25 protein-coding genes and 2 tRNA genes are annotated in these 23057 nt (G+C 73.3%); 9 read left to right on the plus strand and 18 right to left on the minus strand.

Annotated elements, in window-relative coordinates:
* Positions 1 to 33 precede the first annotated feature (33 nt).
* Positions 34 to 909: a bifunctional helix-turn-helix transcriptional regulator/GNAT family N-acetyltransferase gene (locus NOCJ54_RS0114305; protein ID WP_028656036.1), complete on the plus strand. Its 876-nt coding sequence runs from the start codon at positions 34 to 36 to the stop codon at positions 907 to 909.
* Here the strand turns inward: NOCJ54_RS0114305 and NOCJ54_RS0114310 are convergent.
* Together NOCJ54_RS0114310 and NOCJ54_RS0114315 are read right to left on the minus strand one after the other, a co-directional pair.
* Positions 864 to 2801: a penicillin acylase family protein gene (locus NOCJ54_RS0114310; protein WP_028656037.1), complete on the minus strand. Its 1938-nt coding sequence runs from the start codon at positions 2799 to 2801 to the stop codon at positions 864 to 866. The genes NOCJ54_RS0114305 and NOCJ54_RS0114310 overlap by 46 nt on opposite strands.
* A gap of 42 nt (positions 2802 to 2843) precedes the next feature.
* Positions 2844 to 3797 carry a pirin family protein gene (locus NOCJ54_RS0114315; RefSeq protein WP_028656038.1) on the minus strand — a complete coding sequence of 318 codons (954 nt, stop codon included), beginning with the start codon at positions 3795 to 3797 and terminating at the stop codon, positions 2844 to 2846.
* Positions 3798 to 3877: 80 nt separating this feature from the next.
* Here NOCJ54_RS0114315 and NOCJ54_RS0114320 point away from each other — a divergent pair, with 80 nt between their 5' ends.
* The 3 genes from NOCJ54_RS0114320 to NOCJ54_RS29980 all read left to right on the plus strand — a co-directional run bounded on the left by NOCJ54_RS0114320 (position 3878) and on the right by NOCJ54_RS29980 (position 6483).
* Positions 3878 to 5446 carry a phytoene desaturase family protein gene (locus NOCJ54_RS0114320; protein WP_028656039.1) on the plus strand — a complete coding sequence of 523 codons (1569 nt, stop codon included), beginning with the start codon at positions 3878 to 3880 and terminating at the stop codon, positions 5444 to 5446.
* A gap of 62 nt (positions 5447 to 5508) precedes the next feature.
* A tRNA-Lys gene (locus NOCJ54_RS0114325) sits at positions 5509 to 5581 on the plus strand.
* Between the two features lie 143 nt (positions 5582 to 5724).
* On the plus strand, positions 5725 to 6483 hold the full coding sequence (locus NOCJ54_RS29980; RefSeq protein ID WP_051485868.1) for a GAF and ANTAR domain-containing protein: 759 nt from the start codon (positions 5725 to 5727) through the stop codon (positions 6481 to 6483).
* On the opposite strand, the gene NOCJ54_RS29515 is transcribed toward NOCJ54_RS29980, so the two are convergent.
* The 12 genes from NOCJ54_RS29515 to NOCJ54_RS29990 form a co-directional block, all read right to left on the minus strand.
* Positions 6480 to 6644, minus strand: a complete 165-nt coding sequence (locus NOCJ54_RS29515; protein ID WP_157514912.1) for a hypothetical protein — start codon at positions 6642 to 6644, stop codon at positions 6480 to 6482. The two genes, NOCJ54_RS29980 and NOCJ54_RS29515, sit on opposite strands and share 4 nt — an antisense overlap.
* 305 nt (positions 6645 to 6949) lie before the next feature.
* Positions 6950 to 7348 (minus strand): DoxX family protein, encoded by a 399-nt coding sequence (locus NOCJ54_RS0114340; RefSeq protein WP_028656040.1) that lies wholly within the window; start codon positions 7346 to 7348, stop codon positions 6950 to 6952.
* Between the two features lie 167 nt (positions 7349 to 7515).
* On the minus strand, positions 7516 to 8523 hold the full coding sequence (locus tag NOCJ54_RS0114345) for a WYL domain-containing protein (protein ID WP_028656041.1): 1008 nt from the start codon (positions 8521 to 8523) through the stop codon (positions 7516 to 7518).
* Positions 8520 to 9425, minus strand: a complete 906-nt coding sequence (locus NOCJ54_RS0114350; RefSeq protein WP_157514913.1) for a WYL domain-containing protein — start codon at positions 9423 to 9425, stop codon at positions 8520 to 8522. The genes NOCJ54_RS0114345 and NOCJ54_RS0114350 overlap by 4 nt, the downstream gene beginning before the upstream one ends.
* Before the next feature lie 79 nt (positions 9426 to 9504).
* Positions 9505 to 10281: a crotonase/enoyl-CoA hydratase family protein gene (locus NOCJ54_RS0114355; RefSeq protein WP_028656043.1), complete on the minus strand. Its 777-nt coding sequence runs from the start codon at positions 10279 to 10281 to the stop codon at positions 9505 to 9507.
* A 23-nt stretch (positions 10282 to 10304) separates the two neighbouring features.
* Complete coding sequence (locus NOCJ54_RS0114360) at positions 10305 to 12731, minus strand: penicillin acylase family protein (RefSeq protein WP_028656044.1); 2427 nt, start codon at positions 12729 to 12731, stop codon at positions 10305 to 10307.
* Between the two features lie 100 nt (positions 12732 to 12831).
* Positions 12832 to 13155, minus strand: a complete 324-nt coding sequence (locus tag NOCJ54_RS0114365) for a GroES family chaperonin (RefSeq protein ID WP_028656045.1) — start codon at positions 13153 to 13155, stop codon at positions 12832 to 12834.
* A 1-nt stretch (position 13156) separates the two neighbouring features.
* Entirely contained in the window at positions 13157 to 13411 is a 255-nt protein-coding gene (locus NOCJ54_RS0114370) for a DUF3618 domain-containing protein (protein ID WP_028656046.1), read from the minus strand.
* The gene (locus NOCJ54_RS0114375; RefSeq protein WP_028656047.1) at positions 13408 to 14178 is read right to left on the minus strand and encodes an energy-coupling factor ABC transporter ATP-binding protein; all 771 of its coding nucleotides are present in this window, start codon (positions 14176 to 14178) and stop codon (positions 13408 to 13410) included. The genes NOCJ54_RS0114370 and NOCJ54_RS0114375 overlap by 4 nt, the downstream gene beginning before the upstream one ends.
* Positions 14175 to 14873, minus strand: coding sequence for a cobalt ECF transporter T component CbiQ (gene cbiQ / locus NOCJ54_RS25940; protein WP_036518090.1), 699 nt, complete (start codon positions 14871 to 14873; stop codon positions 14175 to 14177). Before cbiQ ends, NOCJ54_RS0114375 begins: the two co-directional genes overlap by 4 nt.
* Before the next feature lies 1 nt (position 14874).
* Complete coding sequence (locus tag NOCJ54_RS29985; RefSeq protein ID WP_186449832.1) at positions 14875 to 15252, minus strand: PDGLE domain-containing protein; 378 nt, start codon at positions 15250 to 15252, stop codon at positions 14875 to 14877.
* Entirely contained in the window at positions 15249 to 15935 is a 687-nt protein-coding gene (locus tag NOCJ54_RS29990; protein WP_036518093.1) for an energy-coupling factor ABC transporter permease, read from the minus strand. The genes NOCJ54_RS29985 and NOCJ54_RS29990 overlap by 4 nt, the downstream gene beginning before the upstream one ends.
* 105 nt (positions 15936 to 16040) lie before the next feature.
* Here NOCJ54_RS29990 and bcp point away from each other — a divergent pair, with 105 nt between their 5' ends.
* The 3 genes from bcp (at position 16041) to NOCJ54_RS0114405 (ending at position 17904) form a co-directional block, all read left to right on the plus strand.
* Positions 16041 to 16526 (plus strand): thioredoxin-dependent thiol peroxidase, encoded by a 486-nt coding sequence (bcp, locus tag NOCJ54_RS0114395; protein ID WP_028656049.1) that lies wholly within the window; start codon positions 16041 to 16043, stop codon positions 16524 to 16526.
* Positions 16527 to 16551: 25 nt separating this feature from the next.
* A complete protein-coding gene (locus NOCJ54_RS0114400; RefSeq protein WP_028656050.1) occupies positions 16552 to 17772 on the plus strand; it encodes a hypothetical protein in 1221 nt (406 codons plus the stop codon).
* Between the two features lie 50 nt (positions 17773 to 17822).
* A tRNA-Leu gene (locus NOCJ54_RS0114405) sits at positions 17823 to 17904 on the plus strand.
* A gap of 20 nt (positions 17905 to 17924) precedes the next feature.
* Here the strand turns inward: NOCJ54_RS0114405 and rdgB are convergent.
* Genes rdgB through NOCJ54_RS0114425 form a run of 4 tightly spaced genes read right to left on the minus strand, consistent with a single transcriptional unit; the run spans position 17925 to position 21041 of the window.
* A complete protein-coding gene (gene rdgB, locus NOCJ54_RS0114410; RefSeq protein ID WP_028656051.1) occupies positions 17925 to 18527 on the minus strand; it encodes an RdgB/HAM1 family non-canonical purine NTP pyrophosphatase in 603 nt (200 codons plus the stop codon).
* A complete protein-coding gene (gene rph / locus NOCJ54_RS0114415; protein WP_028656052.1) occupies positions 18524 to 19231 on the minus strand; it encodes a ribonuclease PH in 708 nt (235 codons plus the stop codon). The genes rdgB and rph overlap by 4 nt, the downstream gene beginning before the upstream one ends.
* 50 nt (positions 19232 to 19281) lie before the next feature.
* On the minus strand, positions 19282 to 20109 hold the full coding sequence (locus tag NOCJ54_RS0114420; RefSeq protein ID WP_028656053.1) for an ABC transporter permease subunit: 828 nt from the start codon (positions 20107 to 20109) through the stop codon (positions 19282 to 19284).
* On the minus strand, positions 20106 to 21041 hold the full coding sequence (locus NOCJ54_RS0114425) for an ABC transporter ATP-binding protein (RefSeq protein ID WP_036518094.1): 936 nt from the start codon (positions 21039 to 21041) through the stop codon (positions 20106 to 20108). The genes NOCJ54_RS0114420 and NOCJ54_RS0114425 overlap by 4 nt, the downstream gene beginning before the upstream one ends.
* A gap of 131 nt (positions 21042 to 21172) precedes the next feature.
* Between NOCJ54_RS0114425 and NOCJ54_RS0114430 the strand changes: the two genes are divergently transcribed.
* The gene (locus NOCJ54_RS0114430; protein ID WP_028656055.1) at positions 21173 to 22369 is read left to right on the plus strand and encodes a sensor histidine kinase; all 1197 of its coding nucleotides are present in this window, start codon (positions 21173 to 21175) and stop codon (positions 22367 to 22369) included.
* The gene (locus NOCJ54_RS0114435) at positions 22366 to 23052 is read left to right on the plus strand and encodes a response regulator transcription factor (protein ID WP_261376647.1); all 687 of its coding nucleotides are present in this window, start codon (positions 22366 to 22368) and stop codon (positions 23050 to 23052) included. Before NOCJ54_RS0114430 ends, NOCJ54_RS0114435 begins: the two co-directional genes overlap by 4 nt.
* The last annotated feature ends 5 nt before the right edge of the window (positions 23053 to 23057 follow it).

Consider the following 23057-nt stretch of genomic DNA (forward strand, 5'->3'; position numbering starts at 1 on the left):
CCACTCGGAGTAATCTCTGACTAGAGTCAGAGAATGGCCGTGACCGAGGTCCTCCGCCGGTTCAACCGCACCTACACCCAGCGCATCGGCGTGCTCGAGGAGTCCTTCCTCGGGACCGGCCGGCCGCTGGCAGTCTCCCGGCTGCTCTTCGAGATCGGCAGCGCGGGGGCCGTGGGGGTCCGCGAGCTGCGCGAGCTGCTCGACCTCGACTCCGGGCACCTGTCCCGGATGCTGCGCCGGCTCGAGGACGACGGCCTGGTGGCCACGACGGTCGACGGCGCCGACCGGCGCCGCCGGCTGGTCTCGTTGACGACCGCGGGCCAACAGGCTTACGACGACCTCGAGCGTCGCTCCGATGAGCGGGCCAGCTCCCTGGTGGCCCCGCTGACACCCCGCCAGCAGGAGCGGCTGGCCGACGCGCTGGCCACGGCCGACCTGCTCGTGCGGGCCGCCACGGTCCGGTTGCGGCAGGTCGGTGACGACGACCCGGTCGCCCGGGAGGCCACCCGGCGGTACGTCGCGGAGCTCGACGACCGCTTCCCCGCCGGTTTCGACCCCGGCCCGTTGGCGCCGGAGCCGGACGCGACCTGGGTGGTGGCGACCTCGGACGGCCGGCCGGTGGCCCACGGTGGCCTCCGCCCGGTCCCCGGCCGGGACGACACCGCCGAGATCAAGCGGATGTGGGTCGACGCCGGCTGGCGCGGCGCAGGCCTGGGCACGCGGATGCTGCGACACCTCGAGAGCCTCGCGCGCGAGCAGGGCTACCGACGCGTCGTGCTGGACACCAACGGCACGCTGACCGAGGCGATCGAGATGTACGAACGGGCTGGCTACGCGCGGATCGACCGCTACAACGACAACCCCTACGCCGAGGCGTTCTTCGAGAAGGAGCTGTCCTCGGCCAGCTGATCCCAGTCGGTGACGATCGGCACGAGGTGCCCGTCGAGCCACGGTCGCAGCTGGTCGTCGTGGTGCGGGCCGGGCCGGCCGGAGGCGCCGGTCGGCACCACCCAGCCCCCGGCCTGCCGGTCGGCGAGGTCCCACACGTAGCGCGCCACCGCTCCCCGGGTGGCGGCGTCGCTGATCGCCGGCCACGAACCCATCGTGCGCACCGCGTCCTGGTCCCCGGAGACCGGTAGGAACGGGATGCCGGCGTCGAAGCCCACCTCGGCCAGCGCGTGCACGGGCCGGGCCACGTGGGTGTCGCCCCAGGTCGCCGGCACCTCCTTCCCCGCGAGGTCGCCGAGGGCGGCCCGGGCGAGCGCGGGCAGGTCGATCCCGAGCGGCCGCTCGTCGGCCAGCGCCGCCGCGGCGAGGGTCGGCAGCGCCAGCCCGACCCGCACGACCGGGTCCATCGACCAGGCCAGCAACGGGCCGTGGTCGTGCTCGGGTCCCGGATCGGCGAGGCCGGCCAGCGCAGGCTCGGCCACGAGGCGTCGTACCAGCGCGGACCGCCAGGCGGCGAAGCGTGCGGCCCCGGCGGAGCCGGCCGCCATCACCCCGTCGAAGTCGTCGAAGGCGCCCGGCACGAGCCGGGCGAGCAGCGGGGCGGTGGGCAGGAACGCGTCGTCGTGGATGGCGGCGAAGTCGGCGGTCGTGAGCCCGCGCCGGTCACCCAGGAGCTCGCGGATCCGGCGGGCGCGGTACGGCGGCGCGAACGACCGCCCGACCATGCTGCTCTCGGGGCCGCGGCGCTCGTTGGCCGTGACCACGACCCCGTCCGGCCCGGCGTCGTGCCGGTGGGGGTCGGGCAACCAGCCGGTCCACCCGCCGTCGGCGTCGCGCACGGGCACGCGTCCGGCGAGCCGGTAGCGCACCGTGCCGGCCCGGTCGGCGATGACGACGTTGTTGACCGGCTCGACCCAGCGGTCGAGCGCGCGGTCGACGTCGTCGACGCTGCGGGCGCGCAGCAGCGGCAGGAGGGCGTCGAAGCCCAGCTCCCCCAGCAGGTACGACGACGTGCGGACCGCCAGGCCCGGCCGGAGCGGTAGCAGGTCGGCCGGGAGGTCGGCCGCGTCCAGGCCGGGGTCGACCTCGACGACGTCCTGGGAGTCGGCGCAGGCGTTGGTGATCGCCCAGGCGACGTCGCCGGCGTGGGCGAAGTGCTGCACGCCGGGCGCGCCGACGAAGCAGAAGCCGAGCACGTCGAAGCGGTCCTCGGGACGGTCCGGGTCGTCGCAGGCCAGGCGGACCTGCTGGTAGACGCCGGGCTGCTCGAGGTTGCGGTGCGGGTCACCGCCGACGAGCGGGAGGCCGGAGGCGGTGCGCCGGCCGCCGACGGCCCAGGCGTTGCTGCCGGCGGCCTGCGGCCCCTCGTGCCGCAACAGGTGGGCGTCGTCGCCCAGCACCTGCGTCACAAGCCGGTCCCACAGCTGCGAGCCGATTGCGCCGAAGAGCAGGTGCTGGGCGAGGAAGGTGGCCAGCGGCGTCCACGGCTCCCACTCCCCCGGCGCGTGGCCGAGGTGGGCGAGCTCGGGGACCGAGCCCGGGTCGGTGCGGGAGAGCTCGGCGTTCACGCCCTCGACGTACGCGCCGACGAACGCCTGCGTCTCCGCGCTGCACGCGGCGAGCGCCCGGCGTGCGGTCTCCTCGACGCGCATCGCGCGGGCGAGGTCGTCCCACGCGGCAGCGGCGTCCGTGCCGAGGACGGCCGCGGTGCCGGACGTGGCTCGCAGCCGCAGCCACTCGACCTGCCAGGCCCGGTCGAGGACGCTGACCCGGCCCTGGCCGCGGGCCAGGTCGGTCACCGACGAGGCGCGCAGGTGCGGGACGCCGTACGGGTCACGGAACAGCCGGGCCATGGGCCCGACCCTAACGAGGGGCCGGGCCCGGTGACCTGCGGCTCAGTGGCCGATCGGCAGGCCGAAGCGGCCCTTCTGGAAGTCCTCGTAGGCGGCGAGGACCTCGGCCTTGGTGTTCATCACGAACGGACCGGCCCACGCGATCGGCTCGCGGATCGGCTGGCCGCCGACGACGATGACGTCGAGCTTCGGCGAGCGGCCCTCCTGGGCACCGTCGGCGGTGACGGTCAGGTAGTCGCCGGCGCCGAGGACGGCGGTCTGGCCGGTGCGCACCGGTGCGGCGTCGGTCGCGCCGACCGTGCCGGAGCCGTTGAGCACGTAGACCAGGGCGTTGTAGTCGACCTGCCAGGGCAGGTCGAGGCGAGCGCCGGGCTCGATGGTGGCGTGCACCAGCGACATCGGCGTGTAGGTCGCGCCCGGGCCGGCGTGCCCGTCGACCGTGCCGGCGATGACCCGGACCAGGGCGCCGGCGTCGTCGCTGGTGAGCAGCGCGACCTCGCCCGAGCGGATGTCCTGGTACCGCGGGTCGTTCATCTTGTCCGTGCGCGGCAGGTTCACCCACAGCTGGATGCCGTGGAAGAGCCCACCCGACTGCACCAGCCACTCGGGCGGGGTCTCGATGTGCAGCAGCCCGCTGCCCGCGGTCATCCACTGGGTGTCACCGTTGGTGATGGTGCCGCCACCACCGTGGCTGTCCTGGTGCTCGAAGACGCCGTCGATGATGTAGGTGACGGTCTCGAAGCCGCGGTGCGGGTGCCACGGGGTGCCCTTGGGCTCGCCCGGTGCGTACTCCACCTCGCCCATCTGGTCCATCATGATGAACGGGTCGAGGCGCTGCATCTCGATGCCGGCGAACGCGCGCCGCACCGGGAATCCCTCGCCCTCGTAGCCCTGCGGAGCGGTGGTCACCTGCCACACCGGACGCGGCTGGTCCCCCAGCCCCGGCGCCTTCACGCGCGGCAGGACGGTCAGGTCGTCAACGGTGATCGCGGGCATCGGCCCACCTCCCAGGTCGTTCGGCTTAGTTGCCATGTCAACCATAACTCCGGTGGAGGTATTCCGCATAGGGTCGAGGCATGACGCGCTACGACGCCATGGTCGTCGGGGGCGGCCACAACGGCCTCACCGCCGCCGCCTACCTCGCCCGGGCGGGGCTGTCCGTCCTCGTGCTCGAGCGGCTCGACCACGTCGGCGGCGCCGCGGTCTCCGCGCAGGCGTTCCCCGGCGTCCCGGCCCGGCTCTCGCGCTACTCCTACCTGGTCTCCCTGCTGCCGCAGCAGGTCGCGGACGACCTCGGGCTCGACCTGCGCCTGGTCAGCCGCCCCACGGCGTCGTACACGCCGACGGTGCGGGACGGCCGCCCGACCGGGCTGCTCGTCGAGCGCGACGAGGGCGAGGCCACCCGGCGCTCGTTCCGCGAGCTGACCGGCTCCGACGAGGAGTACGACGCCTGGCGCACCTTCTACGACGGCGTGTCCCGCCTCGCCGCGGCCGTCGCGCCGACCCTGACCCGGCCACTGGCCACCGACGCCGAGGTCCGCGCGGCGGTCGACGCGGACATCTGGCACGACGTGGTCGAGCGGCCGATCGGCGAGGCGATCGAGCGCCGCTTCCGCGACGACCTGGTCCGCGGCGTGGTCGCGACCGACGCCCTCATCGGCACCTTCGCCTCGCTGCACGGCCCGGGACTGGCCCAGAACCGCTGCTTCCTCTATCACCTGATCGGCAACGGCGCGGGCGAGTGGCGGGTGCCCGTCGGCGGCATGGGCGCGGTCACCGACGCGCTCGCCCGGGCCGCCGTCGAGGCCGGGGCCGAGGTCGTCACGGGCGCCGGCGTGAGCCGGATCGTCCCGGGCAGCGGCCCGGGCGCCGGCGCGGAGGTGCACTGGCACGACGGCGAGCGCGAGCACGTGGTCGAGGCCGGCCACGTGCTGGCGAACGTCGCGCCCTGGGTGCTACGGATCCTGCTCGGGGAGGGCGAGGACCCGGCGACCAAGCCGGAAGGCTCGCAGCTCAAGGTCAACCTCCTGCTCTCGCGCTTGCCCCGGCTGCGCTCCGGCGTCGACCCGGCGGTCGCGTTCGCCGGCACGCTCCACCTGGCCGAGTCCGCCACCGAGCTCGAGGCCGCGTGGGCCGCCGCGGAGCGCGGCGAGCTGCCCGACCCCCTGCCCGGCGAGGTCTACTGCCACTCCCTCACCGACCCCTCGATCCTCGGCGACGTGCCGCCCGGCACCCACACGCTGACCTACTTCGGCCTGCACACCCCCGCCCGGCTGTTCGCGGCCGACCCCGCGGCGGCAAAGGCGGAGGCGCTGCGCCGTGCCCTCGCCTCGCTGGACGCCGTGCTGGAGGAGCCGGTCGAGGACGTGGTGCTGCGCGGCCCCGACGGGCAGCCCTGCATCGAGGCGAAGGTCCCGCAGGACGTCGAGGCCGACCTGGCGATGCCGGGCGGGCACATCTTCCACGGCGACCTCGACTGGCCCTGGGCGCCGGCACGGGCCCGCCTCGAGACCCCGGCCGAGCGGTGGGGCGTGCAGACGTCGTACGACGCCGTGGTGGTGTGCGGCTCGGGCGCCCGTCGCGGCGGCGCGGTCAGCGGGCTGGGCGGGCACAACGCGGCCCACGCCGTGCTCGAGCAGGCGTGAGGCATCCCGATTTCGCCCGGGGGCACCGGCGCTGGTAATGTCTCGCCTCGCGTCAAGCGCTAGCACCCCTAGCTCAATTGGCAGAGCAGCTGACTCTTAATCAGCGGGTTCTCGGTTCGAGTCCGAGGGGGTGTACCGCAGCAGGAGGCCCGGTCCCAGGACCGGGCCTCCTGGCTTTTTCGCGCGCTCCCCGCCGGCACCCGCGGATCCGGTGGCCCGGGCCACGCGCATCGACCCGACGCGCCGGGGTACTGCTCGGTCGATCACCAGGAGGTCCCGTGACGCCCGAGAGCAAGCACATCGCCGCCGCCCTCACCGAGGCCGCCCGCTCCATCGACGGCCAGCAGTCGCTCGAGCACACCCTCGACGCGATCGTCCGCGCCGCGCAGGAGACGGTCCCCGGGTTCGAGCACGTCGGCATCTCCGTCACCAACGGCGGCACCATCGAGACCCGCGCCGGCACCGGCCGCCTGGTCTGGGAGGTCGACGAGCTGCAGTACTCCCTGGGCCAGGGCCCCTGCTACGACGCCATCCGCCACGGCGGCGTGATGGTGATGGAGGACGTGCACAGCGAGGACCGCTGGCCGAAGTACGTCGCCGAGGTCGAGCGCCTCGGCCTGCGGGCCCAGATGGGCCTGCAGCTCTACAACGAGGTCGGCGCCCTGGGCGGGCTGAACTTCTACGCGAAGGAGCCCGGCATCGACCCCGACGCGATCCAGCTCGCCGAGCTGTTCGCCGCGCACGCCGCGATCGCGCTCGGCCGCTCGCGCTACGAGCACCAGCTCAAGGAGTCGGTCGCCTCCCGCCAGGCCATCGGCACCGCGGTCGGCATCGTGATGGAGCGCTACCAGCTCACCGAGGACCGCGCCTTCCAGTTCCTCGTGCGCGCCTCGTCGACCAGCAACATCCGCCTGCGTGCGATCGCGCAGGAGATCGTCGCGGCTGCCGAGGAGCAGGCCGACCCCAAGGCGATCCCCACCCGCCGGGTGCAGGAGGAGCGCGCCCAGGCGCAGGCCGTGCAGGAGCAGGGCGCCTAGGGCGCCGGCTGCACCCGGTCGGCCGGGACCCACGAGGTCGCCACGCGCCCCTCGCGCTCGAAGGTGACCAGCAGGGACTCGCCGTCAGCGGCCGCCTTGAGGCACAGGCCGCTCAGGAGCGCTCCGTCGAGCTCGACGAGCACAGGGCTGTTGGGTTGCACAGGGGACCTCCCGGCCGTGGGGTCGCCGACCCCGAGGCACGGCCCCCGTCCTGAGCCGCTCCCCCCACTGTAGGTCATCCCCCCTCCACCACCACGATGCGCGACGCCCCGCCCCGCCGCCCCGCGAGGTGTGAGGCTTCGCGGCACGAGGTGTGAGGCTTTGCGCCGCGAGGTGTGGGTTATGGCTGCGCGAGGTGTGGGTTGTGGCTGCGCGACGTGCGGATGGTGGCTGCCCGAGGTGCGGGTTGTGGCTGCGCGACGTGCGCCTCGTGGCTGCCCGAGGTGCGCCTCGTGGCGCCCGTGCCTCAGGATGTACGGCGCCCGCGGCCGAGCACCCCGCCGCCGAACAGGGCGAGCAGGACCAGCACGGGCTGGAAGAACAGCCGCACGAACCGCTTCTGGTCGGTGTCGAGGCCGAAGGCGTCCGTCCCCTCGACGTACTGCGCGATGTTGCCGGGGAAGATCGCGATGAAGAACGCCGCGAGCAGTGCGCCGACGAGCCCCCGTTTCCGCGGCAGCGCCAGGAAGGCTGCGCCGAGGCCGACCTCGACGACGCCCGAGCCGAGCACGACCACGTCGTCGATCGGGAACCAGTCGGGCACCTGAGCCTGGAACTCTTCCCGGGCCACCGTCAGGTGGGTCGCCCCGGCTCCCACCATCGCCGCGCCGAGCGCGATCCGCACGAGGTTCTGCGCCAGCGTCATGTCGGGGAGCCTAGAGGGACGGTGGTGACCACGACACGCACCTCGCACCGCCACGAGGCGCACGTCGTGCCGCCAGAACCGACACCTCGCGCAGCCACAACCCGCACCTCGCGGCGCGAACCCTCACACCTCGCGGGGCAAAGCGTCACACCTCGCGGGGCGAAGTGTCACACCTCGGCGTCGGGGGCGGGGGTGGTGGAGTGGTGGACCATGAGCTCCTCGGCGAGGACGACGCCGGCGGAGTCGAGGTCGGCGGGGGCGAGCACGGTGGCGAGGGGGCCGGCGGCGAGCAGGAGGCGGCCGACGCGGCGCTCGACCGGGGGCAGCAGGTCGAGGTCGACGACCACGTCCTGCTCGTCGTCCTCCACGAGGGTGACCTGCTCGGCGTAGAAGTCGGCGACCCAGCGGGCGCTCTGTGGAAGCAGCACCCGCACCCGGGTGGTGGCGCGCTGCTCGGCCAGCCGCTCCGCGACGTCCTCGGGCGGGGTGAAGGTGCGCTCGAGGACCTCCGCGGAGCGGATGTTGGACAGCAGGAAGGTGCGCAGCCGGCCCTCGTCGTCGACCGGACCCGCGTCGACCTCCCAGCCGCGCCGGGTCTGCACGAGCTGGTAGGGCTCGATCTCCCGGTCGGTGACGCCGGGGTGCCAGGCGCGGGAGTAGTTGATCCGCACCGCGCGCCGGTCGTCGAGCGCCCCGCGCAGCGTGGGCAGCAGCCGGTTCCAGCTCTGTACGGCGGGAGGCGCGTCGGCCGCGGCGGAGGGGCCGAACATGGTCTCGGTCAGCACGTCGATCGCGCCGGAGAGCTCCTCGTTGTCGGGCTCGGTCTCCAGCAGCGCCAGGGCGGCGGTGTAGGCGAGGCCGAGCTCGCCGGCGTCGACGTACTCGACGCCGATGTCGGCCGGCACCTCGGCGACGATGCGGACGACGCCGGCGGTGCCGGGGTCCTCGGTGCCGCCGTCGGGGCCGAGGAACTCCAGCACCTCGGGTCGGGTCAGCAGCCAGCGGCCGCCGATGTCGGCGGTGTAGAAGGCGAGCAGCTCCTCGCGCAGCGCCTCGACGGTGACGTCGAAGTCCGCGGCGAGGGTCTCCAGCGAGAGCCCGTCGGGGTGGCGCTGGAGCCGCTCGAAGATCGCAGGCAGCCGGGCGAAGCGCTCGACGTACTTGGGCGTGCTCATGCCGCTCCCCCTCCCCCGCGCGCCTGGTCCAGCGCGGCGATCACCTCGGCCCGCACCTCGTCGGGTCCCTCGATCCGGACCCGGTCGCCGAGCTCGTTGAGGCGCGTGCGGAGCGCGGCGCGGTGGGTGACCCGGTAGGTGATCAGCACCTGCGCGTCCCCGGCGTCCTCGACCCGGACCGGCTCGCCGAGCCAGCGGCGCACGTCGGGCTCGTAGTGGGCGGGCGCGCGCAGGGTGACGTCCACGGGCGGGTCGATCTCCCACGACATCGGGTGCAGCCCGGTGTGGCGCACCGACGGGATCGGCTGCGCGCTGCCCACCGGTCCGGCGTCGGCGTCGGACATCCGGGACACCACGAACGCCTTCGCGACCGGCTCGTCGAGGTCGGCGTCCTCGACGCCGCGCAGGTACCACGTGCTGTTCTGGTTGCGCACCGACTCGGGGTGCACGGTGCGGCGGGTGCCCTTGTAGGTGAAGGTGAGCAGCTGGTGGTCGCGCACGGCGTCCACCACGAGCGGCAGCGCGTCGGGCGTCGCGGCGCGGACGGCGGCCGGCACGGGCAGCTCGTCCCCGGCGGACCCGGCGGGCAGGCCGAGGCGGCGGGCGAGGTCCTCGCGCCGGGCGAGCAGCACGGCACGGCGCAGCTGGGCCTGCTGGCCCGGCGTCAACCGCACGCGCAGCCGGTTGTCGACGGTGGTCATCCGGTAGACCGCCTGCTCGCCGTGCGCGGCGATGTTCTCGATCTGCCAGCCCTGGCGCTCGAGGTGGCTCAGCTCCCGCTTGAGCTGGGTGCCCGCGTCCTTGCCGTGCTCGAACCCGGCGACCTTGATCAGCGTGTCGCCGGGCACGCCCTGCTGGGGGTGAGCCTGCAGGTAGGCCGCGATCCGCACCAGCCGTTCCATCGGACCCCGCTGGTCGCGTCCCGGTCCCTTCGCCACTCGTCCCCCTCGTTGCGCTGTGCGGATGTCTGCTCGCGGATGCCTACTCGAACCGGCCGTGCCGGCCCGCCCCCGCGGCGAACCGCGAGGCACCGTCGAGGGTATCCGCGGAGAGCGAGACCAGACCGTGTTTCCATTCGAGTGCCAGCGCGTCGTCGAGGTCCAGCCCGTGCTGCCCGTACGACGACAGCCGGTCCTGCCGCAGGCACGTCTGCGGGAACGCGGCCAGCCGGGCGGCGAGCTCGAGCGCCTCGTCGAGGGCCTTGCCGGGGGCGGAAACCCGGTTGGCCAGGCCCATCCGCAGCGCCTCGTCGGCGCCGACCTCGCGGCCGGTGAGGATCAGGTCGAGGGCGTGGGAGTGGCCGACGAGCCGCGGCAGGCGGACCGTGCCGCCGTCGATGAGCGGCACGCCCCAGCGGCGGCAGAAGACGCCGAACGCGGCGGCCGGATCGGCCACCCGCAGGTCGCACCAGAGCGCGAGCTCGAGGCCGCCGGCGACGGCGTACCCCTCGACGGCCGCGACGACCGGCTTGGACAGCAGCATCCGGGTCGGCCCCATCCCGGCCGGGCCGGCGTCCGGGCCGTCACCGGGGGCGCCGACCTCGACCCGCCCCTCGGAGACCGCCTTGAGGTCGGCGCCGGCGCAGAACACCCCGCCCGCGCCGTGGAGCACGGCCACGGCGGCGGACTCGTCGGCGTCGAACTCCGTGAACGCCTCGGTGAGCAGGCGGGCGTGCTCGGCGTCGACGGCGTTGCGCACCTCGGGGCGCGACAGGGTGACCAGCGTGACCGGACCGTGCTTCTCGACCTCGACGGACATGGGTGAAGGCTAGGCCCGGCGGCTCAGCTGCCCGACAGCCGCACCGTGCGCACCAGCGCCGCCTTGATCTGCGCCGGCGTCCACGGGAAGCGCACCCACTTCTCCTGCGAGAACAGCTTGGTCTGGTCCCACGACCACGGCGACGCGGGGTCCTCGTACTGGCTGTAGGTGAGGATCGTGCGGGCGTCGACGGTGCCGTCGGCGAGGTAGCTGATCGCCTGGATGTGCGAGGAGCCGTAGCTGATCGCCTTGTAGCGGTCGCTGTTGGCCTGCGGGTGCTCGGTGTCGACGGCGTTGGCGTTGCCCGCGAGGTCGCCGTCGCCGCCGGTGATCGGCAGCGGCGGGGCGCCCCGGTCGCCGGCGACCTGCAGGCTGCCCCACGGCGCGTCGAAGGCGACGCCGGCGTCGCGCACGGCGTCGATGGCCGCCTGCATCGCCTTCACGACCGCGGTGCCGGTCTTGAGCCCGCGCGGGGTGTTGAGCGGGTCCCTGGCGTTGAAGGGCACCGACCACAGGTTCGTGCCGGTCGGGGCGCGCTTCACGAACTCCTCGAAGATGTGCGTGCCGACCGAGGTGGCGTCGGAGCGGCCGTCCCACTTCCTGAGCACGGCGCAGGCCTGCGTCTCCCCGGTCCTGGCGCAGACCTCGTCGAGCCTGCCGCCCTCGCGCATGACCTCCGCGGCCCGCACCCGGTTCGCGTACTCGTGCCCGCGCAGCGTCGAAGGGGTCTCCCGGCCGACGGCGAGGCGGTCGACGACGTACTGCTGGACCATCCGCGTGCGCATCGTGCGCGGGCACTTCTCGCAGCCGATGATGCTGGCGTAGCCCTCGAGCCGCACCTTGTCGTTCGGCGTCCAGTAGGAGTCGTTGGCGTTCATCACCCAGTCGCGTCGTACGACGGCGGGCAGGTTCCTCGGCCCGAGGATCCCCGGGCGCTGCGCGTCGGCGTCGGAGCCCCACGTGCACAGCCCGTCGGCGAGCAGGCCGTTGAGCCCGGGCAGCCCGGCGACGGTCTTGAGCAGCAGGCCGACCGGGGTGAGGCAGCGGTTGACCATGGCGTTGGTGACGTGCGGGACGACGCTGTGGTCGGCGTAGAGCACCTCGCCCCGCCGGTCGGCGGCGATCGTGTTGACCCACGGCATGCCGCCCCCGGCGTCCTGGCGGACCAGCAGGTCGCGGCTGCTGCGCGCCTCGCCCATCGACAGGAAGGTGTCGATGGTGCGCAGGTGCTCGGCGTTCGCGTCACGGATCGCCCAGAAGCTGATCGGGGACCAGCCCATGAACTGCGACGGGCTGTCGATGACGTAGCCCTGCGGCGTGCGCCAGACGTCCTCGCGCACGGTGCCGAGCGAGCCGTCCTTGCGCTTGACGGTGACGTCGACGAAGCGGCGCTCGGCCTTGCGCAGCAGTCCGCTGGCCGACAGGTAGAGCGGGCCGGGGCCGACCGTGAGGTACTCGTAGGGCGTGAAGCGGTACGCCGTGGAGACGGTGTGGCTCCAGGCGACGTCCTTGTTCCAGCCGATGTTGACCGCGGGCGAGCCGATCAGCGAGGCGCCGGCGACGTCGTACTTCCCGGGGATGGTCAGGTGCTGCTGGGTGAACTTGTAGCGGCCGACCCACGGGAAGTGCGGGTTGCCCAGGAGCATGCCGCGGCGGGTCGAGCTCTTGTCGCCGCCGATCGCGGTGGCGTTGGACCCGAACTTGCTGTCCTGGCCCAGCGACCGGCGCAGCGCCTCACCGTCGACCTTCTTCGCGTACGCCGCGACGTCCTCCTTCTTCGTGGGGAGCGGCAGGTCGATGCCGAGGTCCGGCAGGCCCGGGTCCTGCAGGGTCGGCGGGTCGGCCTCGACGATCTCCTTCACGAAGTTGCCGGACGAGGCGATCATGTTGGCCATGTAGACGCCGTACCAGAGGTCGGTCTCGGTGGCGTCGGGCTTGATCCACGCCTCGTTGCGACAGGCGGGGTCGGTGATCCGGTTGTCGCGCAGCCAGCGGTTGATGCCGGCGGTGTAGCCCTTGACCATCGCGCGGGCCCGCGCGCTCGGCCCGGCCGGCGAGCGGAGCAGCCCCTCGACGACCTTGCGGTCGTGGAGGTCGGTCACGAAGGTGTCGACCTGCAGGTTGCTGGCGTCGAGCGAGACGCCGTCGCGGTAGCGGCCGTCGGGGCCGAGGTGCTTCGAGCGCTCGCCGCGGGCGGTGAGCACGGTGTCGGCGAGGGTGCAGATCGACGAGGCCGCGGCGGCGTACCCGCTGCCGTAGCCGAGCGAGCCCCAGTCGGCCGCGGTGACGTGCGGGATGCCGTGCTTCGTGATCTTGACCGTGGCCTGGTAGGGCCCGGCGGCGAGCGCGCCGTCGGCCGGGTCGGGCCCGGCGTCGGCGGGCCCCGCGAGGGCCAGGGCGGGCACGGCCAGGGCCGTGGCGAGCAGCGTCAGGAGCCGGGGCGAGCGCACACGGGACCAACGGTCCCGGCCCGGTGTGCGTTACGTCACGCCAGGCACTTCTGCCGAGGCCTCTCGGGGAACGGGTCGGCCGCGGGAGGTCCCGGGAGCCTCAGAGGTAGAGGCCGGCCGACTCGTCGCCGAGCCGGTCGGCGGCGACGGCGTGGATGTCGCGCTCGCGCATCACGACGTAGACCTCACCGGCCACCTCGACCTCGGCCTTGTCCTCGGGGTCGTAGAGCACGCGGTCGCCGGTCACGACGGCCCGGCAATGCGGTCCGACCGCCACTACCCGCGACCAGGCCAGCCGGCGCGCACCCATCGCCGCCGTGGCGGGGATGACGATGCCGCCGGACGAGCGGCGCTCGCCGGCCTCGGTGTCGGTCTCGCACAAGATGCGGTCGTGCAGCATCTTGATGGGGGTCTTGTCGGACACCTCAGCGCGTGCGGGTGATCGTGCGGATGGTGGCGATCAGGGCGATCACGCCGACCACGCCACCGACGGTCTTGAGGATGTTGTCGGTGCGCGGCTCCCCCGTCTCCACGTCGACGTAGTAGGCCTTCACCTGGGCCACCTCGCGCCCGATGATCGTCTTGGGGTGCGAGCGGTAGAGGAGCTGGTCGATCGTGCCGGCGAGGCGCTCGCGCGCCTCCTCGATCTCACGCTCGATGTCAGAGGGAGTGTCACTCACCCGGGCAGGCTATCAACCGGGATGGAACGCGGGTCGAAGCCCCACGGCAGCTCCAGCCTGTGGGCACGCATCAGCTCGTCGTCGGTGAGCACGTCGTAGGTGCGCCCGTCCGCCACCACCCGCCCCCCGCTGAGCACCACCGAGCGGGGGCAGAGCTCGAGGGCGTACGGCAGGTCGTGGGTCACCATCAGCACCGTGACGTCGAGGCTGCGCAGGATGTCGGCGAGCTCGCGGCGCGAGGCGGGGTCGAGGTTGGAGCTCGGCTCGTCGAGGACGAGGATCTCCGGCTCCATCGCGAGCACGGTCGCGACCGCGACCCGGCGCCGCTGGCCGAAGGAGAGGTGGTGCGGCGGCCGGTCGGCGAATTCCGCCATGCCGACCTGTTCCAGCGCGTCCATCACCCGCTTGTCCAGCGCAGCGCCGCGCAGGCCGAGGTTGGCGGGCCCGAACGCCACGTCGGCCCGCACCGAGCCCATGAAGAGCTGGTCGTCGGGGTCCTGGAAGACGATGCCGACCCGGCGCCGGATCTCGGCGAGGTTCTTCTTCGTCACCGGCAGGCCGCTCACCCTGACCGAGCCCGCACCGTGGCCGGACTCGGCCGACAGGATCCCGTTGAGGTGCAGCACGAGGGTGGTCTTGCCCGCGCCGTTGGGCCCCAGGAGCGCGACCCGCTCGCCCGGGTGGACGTGCAGGTCCACGCCGAACAGCGCCTGGTGCCCGTCGGGGTAGGCGAAGGCGACGCCCTGGAGGTCCAGCACGGGGGTCATCGGGCGCCCTCCACGTCGGGCAGGCGGCCGTCGTACCCGCGCGAGAGCATGGCCAGGTGCACCCGCTCCCCCCGCTCGTAGGAACGGACGAAGAGCGCGCCGAGGGTGCGCGCGAGGGCCGGCCAGTGCCGCGGCGAGCGGGGGTCGGCACCGCGTGAGCGCATCGCGGTCAGCATCCGGCCGAGGTCGGCGGTGACCACGTCGAGGTAGCGCACCATGAACGCCATGATCTGCACCAGCAGCTCGGGCATCCGCAGCCGCTGCAGGCCGCGCAGCACCGCGTCCGGCTCGGTGGTCGCGGCGAGGGTGAGGGAGGCGAGCACGCCGAGCGTGCCCTTCGCGGCCAGGCCCCACGCGGCGAGCAGGCCGGGCTCGGAGACACTGAGCTCCCACCCGCCGGGCAGGGCGACGGCGACCTGCGGTCCCTCGGCGATGAACGGGATGAGCGCGGCGAACAGCAGGAAGGGCACCTCGATGACCATCCGGGGCAGCAGGTAGCCCAGCGGCACCCGCGAGGCCGCGACGACACCGAGCAGGATCGCGAGGTGCACCGCGTAGGCGGCGTACCAGTCGCGCGGGGTGGCGACGACGACGAGGACGAAGGCCAGCAGCGCGAGGATCTTCAGGTGCGCCGGGGCACGGTGCACCACGGAGTGGCCGTGGAAGTGCAGCCGGTGGCCGTGTCCCGCGCCCACGTCAGTGGTGGGCCGGCTCGGGCTGGCTGTCGCCCCGGGCGTCGTCCTGCGGGCCGGGCTGGTCCGCGGGTGTACGACGGCGCAGCAGCCAGAACAGGCCGCCGCCCACGAGGAGGGTCAGCCCCACGCCGGCCACGCCGGCGATGCCGCCGCTGAGCCGCTCGTCCTCGACCCCCTTCGTGCCGTAGTCCGCGAACGGGCTGCCGGTGTCGACCGGGTCCTCGGCGGTGTCGATGAAGCCGGTCTTCTCGGCGACGTACTCCAGGCCGTCGGGGTGGCTGCTGGCGTAGTAGCTGCCGACTCCGGCGACCAGCAGGGTGACCAGGAGGGCGACCGCCCAGAACCTGCGGCGGCCGCTGGTGCGGCTCGTGCTGCTCATGCTGCTGCCTCCGAGGTGACGAGGGGGCGGCGCGCGGCGAGGCCGCGGGCACCGTGGACGAGGTCGGGGCGGGACGCGACGACGGCACTGACGACGAGGCCGGTCACGACCGCCTCGCCGATGCCGATCACGGTGTGCCAGCCGAGCATGGCGGTCAGCACCTTGCCGGTGGCCACGTCGGCGGTGCCGCCGATCGCGAAGAGGAGGGTGAACACCGCGGCGGCTGCCGGCACCGAGACCAGCGCACCGCCGGCAGCGGCGATCGGGACCGATGCGACCGAGCGCGGCAGCACCGCGCGCAGGAGCACGAAGGCGCCGTACCCGACGACGACGCTGATGAGCGCCAGGAGCGTGATGTTCGTGCCGAGCGCGGTCAGCCCGCCGTCGGCCATGAACAGGCCCTGGACCAGCAGCACGACGCTGATGCACAGCGCTCCGGTCCACGGGCCGACGAGCACGGCGGCCAGCGCCCCGCCGAGCAGGTGGCCGCTGGTGCCGGCGCCGACCGGGAAGTTGATCATCTGCCCGGCGAAGACGAAGGCGGCGACGAGGCCGGCCATCGGGGCGGTGCGGTCGTCGAGCTCGGCGCGGGCGCGGCGCAGCGCGATGCCGACACCTGCCGCCGCGACCACCCCCGTGGCGACCGACGTGGGCGCGTCGAGGAATCCGTCAGGGACGTGCATCTCGCTGCTCCGTTCGGGCGGGTGTAGTTGGATGGTCACGAACAACGACCACCTTATTGCATGTCATTTGCAACAGCACCTGCGCCTCAGGAGTGATCGCACCCCATGACCGACCCGGCCCGCCTCTCCCCCGGCGACACCGCGCCCGCGTTCGAGCTCACCTCCGACACCGGCGAGGCCGTCTCCCTGTCCTCGCTGCTCGAGGGCGGGGACAAGGTGATCGTGTACTTCTACCCCGCTGCGATGACGCCGGGCTGCACCAAGCAGGCGTGCGACTTCACCGACTCCCTCGACTCGCTGCAGGCGGCCGGCTACACCGTCGTCGGCATCTCCAGGGACGCGCCGGCGAAGCTGGCGAAGTTCCGCGAGCGCGACGGGCTCACGATCACCCTGCTCTCCGACCCCGAGCTCGCCACGCACAAGGCCTACGGAGCCTTTGGGGAGAAGAAGCTCTACGGCAAGATTGTCGAGGGCGTCATCCGGTCGACCTTCGTCGTCGGCGCCGACGGCACGCTCGAGCTCGCGCAGTACAACGTCAAGGCGACCGGTCACGTCGCCAAGCTCAGGAGGGACCTGGGCCTGACCGCCTAGGGACCGACCACTCCGAAGGACAGTGATGAAGCTCCACCAGTCGCTCGCCGACCTCGCCCGCGACCACGGACACGACCTGTTCCGTGACGCGACCGCCTTCCGCGGCTCCCTCGACGACTACCTCGACGAGGGCCAGGCCTCCAGCGGCACCATCAACCTGCTGACCGACGCCGTCCGGCTCGGCGCGCTCGACGGCATGGTCACCATGCTCGACAGCGGCGCCAACCCCGCCGACGCCGTCGAGTCGGCCGGGCAGCGCCTGGCCCGCGACCGCGGCAGTGCCGACGTGCGCGGCTGCCAGTGGGCCGTCGCCGTCCTCGGCTACGCCCTGGGCAAGGTGCCCGAGCACCTGGTCACCGGCCTCGACCCCGACGCAGGTACGACGGCGCCGCCCCCGCCGGTCCCGCCGGTGCAGTCGCCGGGCCACTCCCCGGTGGCCTCCCCCGGCCAGCCGCCGGCCCCGTCGCCGGTCACCTCCCCGGTCGCCCACCCCCAGCAGCCGGTCGTCTCGCCGCCGCACCAGCCGGTGGCGGTCGCCGGAGGCTACGGCGGCGGGCCGCAGCAGCCCTACGGCGGCGGCTGGTCCCAGCCGACTCCACCGAAGAAGGGCAAGACCGGCCTCGTCATCGGCGCGGTCGCCCTGGTGCTCGTCCTGGTGATCGGCGGCATCATCGCCGCGGTCGCGCTCAGTGGCGACGACGACCCGGAGCGGAAGGCGACCGACGACCCGACGCCGACCGACACGCAGTCCACGCCCGGCTCGGACGTCCCTGACATCGGTGGTGACCGCTTCGAGGGCCTCGGCTACGAGGTCCAGGTGCCGAAGGGCTGGACCGACGGCACCGAGGAGTTCAAGTCGCAGAACTCCAACACCTCCACCCTCGACAAGGTGCTGCTCTGGGGCGACACCTTCAACACCGCGCGCGGCAACGTGATCATCGAGACCCAGTCGTCGTACGGCTACACCGACCCCAACGACCTCAAGGACAACTGGAAGACCGCACTGGTCTCCGGTGACAGCTCCGCCGAGATCAACGACGCCGCCAACATCTCCATCGACGGCCAGACCGCGCTCACCGTCGACATCGCCCGCACCAACGACAGCAACGTCGACGTCGTGCAGCGCTCGCACCTGGTCATCAGCGGTGACAAGGGCTACTCGATCACCGTGTCGCTCAAGGCGGGCGACGACGACGTGCTCGAGGAGTTCGACAAGATCCTCAGCACCTGGCAGTGGCAGGGCTGACGGCCCGGGTCTCCCCGGGCGTCGGCGGGTCCTAGACTCCCTTGCGCCCAGCCGGAGTGGTGGAACTGGCAGACACGCAGGATTTAGGTTCCTGTGCCTTCGGGTGTGCGGGTTCGAGTCCCGCCTCCGGCACCGATGGGCCGATGGGCCCGTCAGGCCAGGAAGTCGGCGACGAGCGGCGCGAGCTCGCGCAGCGCACGGCCGCGGTGCGAGATCGCGTCCTTGTCCTCGCGGCTGAGCTCGGCCGTGGTGCGGCCGGGGTGCTCGTCGGCGACGAAGAGCACGTCGTAGCCGAAGCCGCCGGTGCCGCGGACCTCGCGGATCACCCGGCCCTCCATGCGGCCCTCGACGACCAGCTCGCGGCCGTCGGCACGGACCAGCGCGACGGCGCAGGCGAAGTGGGCCGTGCGCCGCTCGTCCGGCACGTCGGCGAGCTGCGCCAGCAACAGCTGGTTGTTCCGCTCGTCGCTCTTCGGCGGGCCGGACCAGCGCGCCGAGAGCACCCCCGGCATGCCGTTGAGGGCGTCGACGCACAGCCCGGAGTCGTCGGCGATCGTCGGCAGGCCGGTGGCGGCGACGCCCGCACGGGCCTTGAGCAGCGCGTTGCCCTCGAAGGTCGGCTGGTCCTCGACCGGCTCCTCGAAGGGCGTGACGTCGTCGAGCCCGACGACCTCGACGCCCTGGAGGTGCTCGGCGAGGATCCGCTGCATCTCCTCCAGCTTCCTGGCGTTGCGGGAGGCGACGAGGACCTTCACGAGCCCAGGACCTCCTGCTGCATCCGGGTGAGGTCGGCGCAGCCCTTCTCGGCCAGCGCGAGCAGGGCGTCGAGCTCGCCGCGGTCGAAGGCGGCGCCCTCGGCGGTGCCCTGCACCTCGACGAACTTGCCGTCGCCGGTCATCACGACGTTCATGTCGGTCTCGGCACGGACGTCCTCGACGTAGGGCAGGTCGAGGCGCGGCACACCGTCGATGATGCCGACGCTGACGGCGGCCACCGAGCCGGTGAGCGCGCCGGGCACGCCGAGCTTGGCACAGGCGTCGGCCAGCGCGACGTACGCGCCGGTGATGGCGGCGGTGCGGGTGCCACCGTCGGCCTGGAGCACGTCGCAGTCGATCTGGATGGTGTTCTCGCCGAGCACCTTGTTGTCGATGACCGCGCGCAGCGAGCGGCCGATGAGGCGGCTGATCTCGTGGGTGCGACCGCCGATGCGGCCCTTGACGGACTCACGGTCGGAGCGGGTGTTCGTCGCGGCGGGGAGCATCGCGTACTCCGCCGTCACCCAGCCCAGGCCCGAGCCCTTGCGCCAGCGCGGGACACCCTCGGAGGCGGAGGCGGCGCACAGCACGCGGGTGCGGCCGAACTCCACCAGCACCGAGCCGGCGGGGTGGTCGAGCCAGTTGCGGGTGAACGTGATGGGGCGCAGCTCGTCGTCGGCGCGGCCGTCCTCGCGGGTGCTCATGGGAGAAACCTACCGAGCACCCCGACGGCCGCGCCGACGGCGGTCGCCGCCTACTTCACCTCGGCGCGCAGGATGCGCCACATGCCGAGGGTGACCGGGATGCCGACCCACAGCACGAGCGTCCAGACGCCCTGGACGTAGTTGACGAGGCCGACGTCGACCGGCTCGCCGATGATGTCGTAGCCGTCGGTGGTCAGCGGCGTGATCGCGGTGTTGATGTCGATCCACGGCAGGACGTCCTTCGCCCAGTCGAAGATCGCGTAGAGCGTCGACCACACCATCAGCGGCATGAGCAGCGCGACGACGTAGAAGACGCTGATCGCGCCGGGGGTGTTCAGCATCAGGCAGGCCAGCGCGAACCCCATCGCGAAGAACGCGAGCTGGCTGATCACGATCCACACCAGCGTGCTCAGGTCGAGGTTCCACGCCAGCGGGTTGTCCGTGACGAGGGCGCACAGCACGTTGGTCACCGCGCCGACGACGAACGCGACGACGATCGTGGCGACGGCGAGCGCGGAGACCGCGACCAGCTTGGCGAGGATCACCCGGCCGCGGTGCGGCTCGAGGGTGAAGCTCGCGAGCGCCGTGCGCTGGCTCCACTCGCTGGTGACGGTGAGGATGGCGAAGACCGGGAGCAGCAGCGAGACCGGGATGGTGAAGACCTGCGAGAGGTCGTTGCCGTCGACCCGGCCGTCGTTGAGCCCGACGACGAGGACGACCAGCGCCATCACCAGCAGCAGGAGGCCGGCGGTGATGCCCATCAGCCACAGGCCGCCACGGGTGTCGACCATCTTGCGCCACTCCACCTTCACCAGGCGGGAGAAGGGCGTGGGGCCGCTCTTGGACAGGTCGAGGGTCACGGGTGCGGTGGTGCTCATGCCGGGGTACCTCCGGTCGGGACGGCGACGCCCGGCACCGCGTCGCGCGCGGTCTCCGAGGTCAGCTCCAGGAACAGGTCCTCCAGCCCGGCGCCGCCGGACCGGAGGTCGGTGAGGACGACGCCCGCCGTGAGGGCGGCGCGACCGACCTCCTCGGTCGTCGCGTGGGCCTTCAACCCCTCGCCGGCCGGCTCGACGGCGTGGCCCGCCCCGGTCAGGGCGGTCGCGAGCGCCGCGTTGTCCAGGGAGGTGACGAGGGTGACCGCGGCGTTGCCCGCCCGCTCGAGCAGGGTCTTGCGGTCGCCCTGCGCGACGATCCGGCCGTGGCCGATGAGGATCATCTCGTCGGCGATCTGCTCGACCTCGTGCAGGAGGTGGCTGGACAGCAGGACGGTGCCGCCGCGGTCGGCGTACCCCTTGAGCAGGCCGCGCATCCACCGGATGCCGGCGGGGTCGAGGCCGTTGGCCGGCTCGTCGAGGATCAGCACCGACGGGTCGCCCAGCAGGGCGTGGGCGATGCCGAGGCGCTGCTTCATGCCGAGCGAGTAGTTGCGCAGCCGGCGGCGCGCCTCGGCGTCGGTGAGCCCGACCAGCTCGAGCATCTCGTCGACGCGCGTGCGCGGCAGGCCCATCGTCTGGGCGCCGATGGTGAGGATCTCCCGACCGGTGCGACCGGCGTGCTGGGCACCCGCGTCGAGCAGGGCGCCGACGTGCCGGCCCGGGTTGGGGATGTCGTGGTAGCGCAGTCCGCCGATGGTGGCCTGTCCGCGGGTGGGCGGGGTGAGGCCGACCATCACACGCATCGTGGTCGACTTGCCCGCGCCGTTGGGCCCGAGGAAGCCGGTCACGCGGCCCGGCTGTGCGACGAAGCTGACGTCGTCGACAGCGGTGAACGCGCCGTAGGAGACGGTGAGTCGATCTACGGTGATCATGGTCCAAGCCTGCCGGACCCACCTCCGGCGCACATCGGCCGGGCGGCTGGAACACACCCCTACCTCGGTAGGGGGCTGTTGCTCCCCACGGCGCTCCCGCGCCGGGCGCGGGACACCCTAGTCTCGACGGCGTGGAGTGCCCCGACGTCTACCAGCCGCCCCTGCGGTGGTGGAGCCACCTGTGGCGCTACCTGGTCGCGGTCACCATCGGTCTCGTGGTCTGGGTCCCGGTGGTCGAGGCCCAGGCCGAGGAGCGGCCGTTGCTGTTCTGGGGCGACCTCGCGTTCGGCGTCCTCGCCCTCGCGGTCGTGTGGTGGCGCCGGCGCTGGCCGCTGGCGGTCGCCCTCGCCACCACCGCGATGCTCCCGCTCAGCTCCCTCGCGGCCGGGGCGTCGACGCTCGCGGCGGTCTCCCTCGCGACCCGGCGACGGTGGTGGCAGGTCGCGGTCGTCGCGGTCGCCACGCTCGCCGGGGACTGGCTCTACTACCAGCTCCAGCCGGTGACCAGCTCCGACCCGGGGTGGCTGGTCGCGTCGGTCAGCGTGGCGGCCGTCGCGGCGACGATGGCGTGGGGCATGTTCATCGGCTCGCGCCGCGAGCTGCTGTGGACGCTGCGGCAGCGCGCCGAGACCGCCGAGGCCGAGCGCGACCTGCGCGCCAGCCAGGCCCGGACCAACGAGCGCGCCCGCATCGCCCGGGAGATGCACGACGTGCTCGCCCACCGGATCTCGCAGATCTCCATGCACGCCGGCGCACTGACCTTCCGCGAGGACCTGTCGGCCGACGAGATGCGCAGCAGCCTCACCGTCATCCAGACCAAGGCCCACGAGGCGCTGAGCGACCTCCGCGAGGTGCTCGGCGTGCTCCGCGACGAGGAGGCCGACGTCCCCGCGACGGTCCCCCAGCCGACGTACGCCGACATCGGGGAGCTCGTCGCCGAGGCCCGCGCGGCCGGCGCCACCATCGAGTACGACGACGGGCTGGTCGCCCACGAGCCCCCACCGGCCGCGGTCGGGCGCACGGCCTACCGCATCGTGCAGGAGGGCATCACCAACGCGACCAAGCACGCCCCGGCCGCCACCCTGCACGTCCACGTCGGCGGCTCCCCCGACACCGGCGTCGACATCGTGCTGCGCAACGCCCTGGGCTTCGGCCCGACCCGCACCCCCGGTGCCGGGCTCGGCCTGGTCGGCCTCACCGAGCGCGCGGAGCTGCGCGGCGGCTGGCTCGCGCACGGCGTCGAGGGCACCTCGCCGGGGAACGGCAGGCCGGCGTCGTTCGTGCTCCGGGCGTGGCTACCGTGGTCCGCCGAGGAGGCCGTGCGGTGAGTGACACGAGTGGGCAGGGCGACCGGTCCGGGGGCGTGACCCGGGTGCTGGTCGTCGACGACGACCCGCTGGTGCGCTCCGCGCTCGCCCTCATGCTGGGCGGGCAGGCGGACATCGCGGTCGTGGGCGAGGCGCCCGACGGCAAGGCCGGCGTGCGGCTCGCCCGGGAGATGGCGCCCGACGTCGTGCTGATGGACATCCGGATGCCGGTGCTCGACGGCCTCGCCGCGACTCGCGTCCTGCACGGCGAGCCGGACCCGCCGCGGGTGATCGTGCTGACCACCTTCGACGCCGACGACTACGTGGTCGGCGCGCTCGCGGCTGGCGCCGACGGCTTCCTGCTCAAGGACACCCCACCCAGCGAGATCGTCGCCGCGATCCGCAAGGTCGCCGACGGCGACCCGATACTCTCCCCCTCGGTGACCCGCACGCTCATCGAGCGGGTGCGCACCGACACCGGCGACGACCGGGCCGCCGACGCCCGGCGTCGGCTCGACCGGCTCACCGAGCGCGAGCTCGACGTGGCCCTGGCCGTCGGCCGCGGGCTGTCCAACGCCGAGATCGCCGCCGAGCTGCACCTGTCGGTGCCGACGGTCAAGGGCCACGTGTCGCGGCTCTTCGACAAGCTGGAGACGACGAACCGCGTGCAGATCGCGCTGACCATCGAGGCCGCCCGCCGCTGACGCGG

Origin of the sequence: Nocardioides sp. J54, assembly GCF_000519005.1 — a bacterium.
Lineage (GTDB): Bacteria > Actinomycetota > Actinomycetes > Propionibacteriales > Nocardioidaceae > Nocardioides.